Source organism: Candidatus Binatus sp., from assembly GCF_036567905.1.
Lineage (GTDB): Bacteria > Desulfobacterota > Binatia > Binatales > Binataceae > Binatus.
Genome location: NZ_DATCTO010000081.1, coordinates 1 through 3,640 on the forward strand (window position 1 = coordinate 1; position 3,640 = coordinate 3,640).

The following is a 3,640-nucleotide window of genomic DNA, read 5'->3' on the forward strand; positions in this document are numbered from 1 at the left end:
CCGCGCCCGCCAACGGCGGGCGGCCTTAATACTGGGTGAAGGGGTCACCCCTGCAAACCCACCGCGGGTTTCACATTCAATCACGTTCCCTTTGGATTCTGCGCTTGCGGCCGAGCTCGATGACCGCATTGCGGGTTGCGGTCTTTTGCATCCATCCCGCCCGATTTGTAGCTTAGGCGGGGATTTCCTCAATGGCCGCGACCCCCAAACCGCTCGTTCAACCGACGCACGAGGTCCATGAGTTTTCCTCGACGCGCAAGTGGGTAATCGCGTTCTCCGTCATGCTGGGCACCGTGCTCGAGGTGCTCGACAGCTCGATCGTCAACGTCTCTCTCCCGCACATGCAGGGCAGCTTCTCGGCGAGCGTGGACGAAATCGCGTGGGTGGTGACGTCGTACCTGGTCGCCGCGGGAATCATGATCCCGATGACCGGGTGGATCGCCGAGCGCTTCGGGCGCAAGCGCTACTTCGTGGCGTCGATCGCGATGTTTATCGTGTCGTCGGCGCTGTGCGGCGTGGCGCAATCGCTCAACCAGATTGTTTTTTTCCGCCTGATGCAGGGTGCGGCGGGCGCGGCGATGATGCCGCTGTCGCAGGCGATCCTGATGGAGACGTTTCCACCGCGCGAGCAGGCGATGGCGATGGCGGTGTGGGGAATCGGAATGATGGTCGCGCCGATCATGGGCCCGACGATCGGCGGCTATATCACCGACGCGTGGACCTGGCGCTGGAACTTCTATATCAACGTGCCGATCGGCACGCTGGCCGCGTTCATGGTGTATCGATTCGTCGATGACCCGCCGTACATGCGCAACCTGCGGCGCGGGCGCATCGATCTGCTCGGCATCACCTGCCTGTTCGTCACGCTCGGGCTGGGCGAAATCGTGCTCGATCGCGGCGAGCGCGCCGACTGGTTCCACAGCGATTGGGTGGTTTACTGCACGGCCGCCGCGCTCATCTCGCTCGCGGTGCTGATCTATCATGAGCTGCACACCGAAGACCCGGTCGTCGATCTCTCGATTCTGGAGAACATGAGCTTCACGCTGCCGGTCACCCTGATAATTTTTCTGACCTTCACCCTCTACGGCACCGCGATCCTCAACCCCGTGTTTCTGCAGGAGACGCTCGGTTACACCGCCTCGCGCGCCGGGCTGGTGATGGCGCCGCGCGGTTTCGGCACGATGTTCTCGATGATCGTGCTGGGCACGATCGCGCGCCGCGGCGGTGACATCCGGCCGCTGGTCGGCATCGGCTTTGCCCTGGTCGCATTCGCGATGTGGGAGATGGCGGGGCTTAATCTCGCCTCGGACGTGCGGCGAATCGTGTGGCCCACCGTGGTCCAGGGGTTGGGCACCGGCTTGATATTCCCGGGCTTGTCGGCGGCGGCGCTCAGCTCGATGGAGAAGTTCAAGATGGGGCGCGCGGCGAGTCTCTATTCAGTCACGCGCAACCTGGGCGCCGCGATCGGTACGTCGTACCTGACGACGCTGCTGATTCACCGCCAGCAGGTCAATCAGAGCTATCTCGTCGAGCACATCACGGTCTTCACGCTCCCGCATATGCAGATGCCCGGCGGCCTCAACCTGGGTCATGAATTCGCGATGGGACACAAGCACGGCATGATGATGCTCTACGGGATGGTGCAGCGGCAGGCGATGATGCTGTCGTTCAACGACATCTACCGAATGCTGTGCGTGCTGATGCTGGTGCTGGTGCCGACGTTCCTGTTCCTCAAGCGTGACACGCGCAATCTGCCGGCCGAAGCGAACCACTAAAAAAATCGCAAGGCCGACGTGCGAAACCGCAGGGGCTGGCCCCTGCGGTTTCGGTTTCCTGACGCAGCCTCATCAGCGCGCCTCATTTTGCGGCTGTGGCGCGTTCGGATCGCGCGTGAAAAAGGACACGGGGGCCATCGCTTGTCAAGTTTCGAACCGGATATTAATCGATCGTTCAATATTGCCCGGCCACGGCACGCGCGCTAGTTAAGATGCCGGTTGTATTGATCGTTACTTTTGATGGCCTGAAAACGTCGCGCGGATCGCATCGGCCAAGTCGGAGGATCTGACCACCGAGTCGACGCGCGCATATCCATCGAGCCGCTGCTTGGATTGAGAAGTGGCGTGGGCAGGCGGGCGGGCGTTGCGGATGCTGAGCGGGCTGATGGTCCGATGAAAAGAGCCGGTGCGCATGGCGCAAGTTTGTTTTGGCGCTTTTCGATCTCGGAGCCCTGAAGTCGGCGCCCTCGGGCGCAGCGGCTGGAGTTGTTGGCGCGACGCAGCGGCTATACGACGCATTTCCGGCATTTCCCGAATCGATTTCTCACCCATCACTCGCAGTTCCAATTCGAAATTTGAAATATCTGTCCGACGGTCCCTGATGGTGTCCGGCGGTAAGGCCGCGCGCCGATGCACGTGCGTTCGCACGCCCTCGACCGCGGCACGCCGACCGGAACTCGAAGCCCTGGGAGGTTGAGTTGTGCGAAACGGACGCCTGGTTCATCGACGCGCGCACGCATCGCGATTTGCCTGCGGCGCGCCGTCGCCGTTGGAGCGTCTGCAATCATTGTCGGCATTCGGCAGCCCGCGGGCGGTTTCACGCCTGGCGCGTAGCGCGCAAGTCGAGGCGTCGGCGTGGAAGATGCAGCGTTTGCAGCTCGGCAGCCGCCTGCCGATCAATCTGCGCCATTTCCTGGCCGAGCAACTGGGGTCCTCGATGCGTGTCGAGGACGACTCGATCGTCGCGCTGGAACCGCGCTCAAATGAAACTTTGATGCGCGAGCTGGCTCGGGCGATTCGGCGCTTTTCCACCGAGCGCGCGCGCGAAGCATGGTGTGAATGCGCGATGGGGCTGGATCGCCTCGAGCGCGAGTTCTTCGCCGCGCCCAGCGACGACCGCGGACCCGTCGTGTTATGCCTGCGATGCTCGTGCGTGGGCGCTGGTCCTCTCGATCAGCATTGCGGGAGCCGATGCCTCCCCGTCCACCTGGGCGCCGAGGTGCGCGCGCAGCAACTCGAGGGCAAGTGCGTGGATGGGGCGCTGACCCCCGACGCGCTGCATCGGGCGGTCGAGAATTTTCGCCTCCACCGGACCGCAGGCGGCCTGCCTCATTATGATTTGGATTGCTACGTCGCGGGCCGCCAGGTGATCTTCACTTGGCGTCCTCTACCAGCGTAGCTACGTCGCGTACAGGAAGGGGAATTTTCGCCTGACTATTAGCGCAAAACCGGATTCACTGAAAAAATTACATAGCGGACGCGCGACGGCGGCGCTGTTCCTTACGGCGGCGGCGCTGGGCCTCGGAACGCTTGCGCTTGCGGCGGACGCTGGGCTTCTCGTAAAAAGCCCGCTTCTTCATCTCCTTGAATACACCCTCCTTGGCCAGCTTGCGTTTGAGTACTCGCATCGCCTGATCAAGGGAGCCTTCGACCCGAATTTCCATAGTCCTCCGTCCATCCGCTGATTAGCCCACCGAGCTTAAGTCGGCCCTTGGTCAGAGTCAACCAGCACCGGCGCATCGGCGCAACCAGATGTTCTCCGCGGACCTCGCAATTCCTCTTCATCCGCACAACCCGCGTCTGGTAAAGCAATGGGCAGGGGGCCGTGGCGACGGCAGCGCAGTATTAAGCAGTTGGCAGGGGCC

Annotated in this window: 4 protein-coding genes; 2 read left to right on the top strand and 2 right to left on the bottom strand. The window is 62.5% G+C overall.

Going from position 1 to position 3,640, the window contains the following annotated elements; translation table 11 throughout:
* Positions 1–191 precede the first annotated feature (191 nt).
* Positions 192–1,775: a DHA2 family efflux MFS transporter permease subunit gene (locus VIO10_RS12685; protein WP_331964680.1), complete on the top strand. Its 1,584-nt coding sequence runs from the start codon at positions 192–194 to the stop codon at positions 1,773–1,775.
* A gap of 231 nt (positions 1,776–2,006) precedes the next feature.
* Here the strand turns inward: VIO10_RS12685 and VIO10_RS12690 are convergent, their stop codons facing one another.
* Complete coding sequence (locus VIO10_RS12690) at positions 2,007–2,327, bottom strand: hypothetical protein (RefSeq protein WP_331964682.1); 321 nt, start codon at positions 2,325–2,327, stop codon at positions 2,007–2,009.
* Between the two features lie 148 nt (positions 2,328–2,475).
* Between VIO10_RS12690 and VIO10_RS12695 the strand changes: the two genes are divergently transcribed.
* Positions 2,476–3,174 (top strand): hypothetical protein, encoded by a 699-nt coding sequence (locus VIO10_RS12695; RefSeq protein WP_331964684.1) that lies wholly within the window; start codon positions 2,476–2,478, stop codon positions 3,172–3,174.
* Positions 3,175–3,241: 67 nt separating this feature from the next.
* On the opposite strand, the gene rpsU is transcribed toward VIO10_RS12695, so the two are convergent.
* A complete protein-coding gene (gene rpsU, locus VIO10_RS12700) occupies positions 3,242–3,439 on the bottom strand; it encodes a 30S ribosomal protein S21 (protein ID WP_304820716.1) in 198 nt (65 codons plus the stop codon).
* Positions 3,440–3,640: the final 201 nt, after the last annotated feature.

Excerpts from the sequence above, each read along its gene's own strand:
- VIO10_RS12685 (WP_331964680.1), top strand. The coding sequence starts at position 192 with ATGGCCGCGACCCCCAAACCGCTCGTTCAACCGACGCACGAGGTCCAT.
- VIO10_RS12690 (WP_331964682.1), bottom strand. The coding sequence starts at position 2,327 with ATGGGTGAGAAATCGATTCGGGAAATGCCGGAAATGCGTCGTATAGCC.
- rpsU (WP_304820716.1), bottom strand. The coding sequence starts at position 3,439 with ATGGAAATTCGGGTCGAAGGCTCCCTTGATCAGGCGATGCGAGTACTC.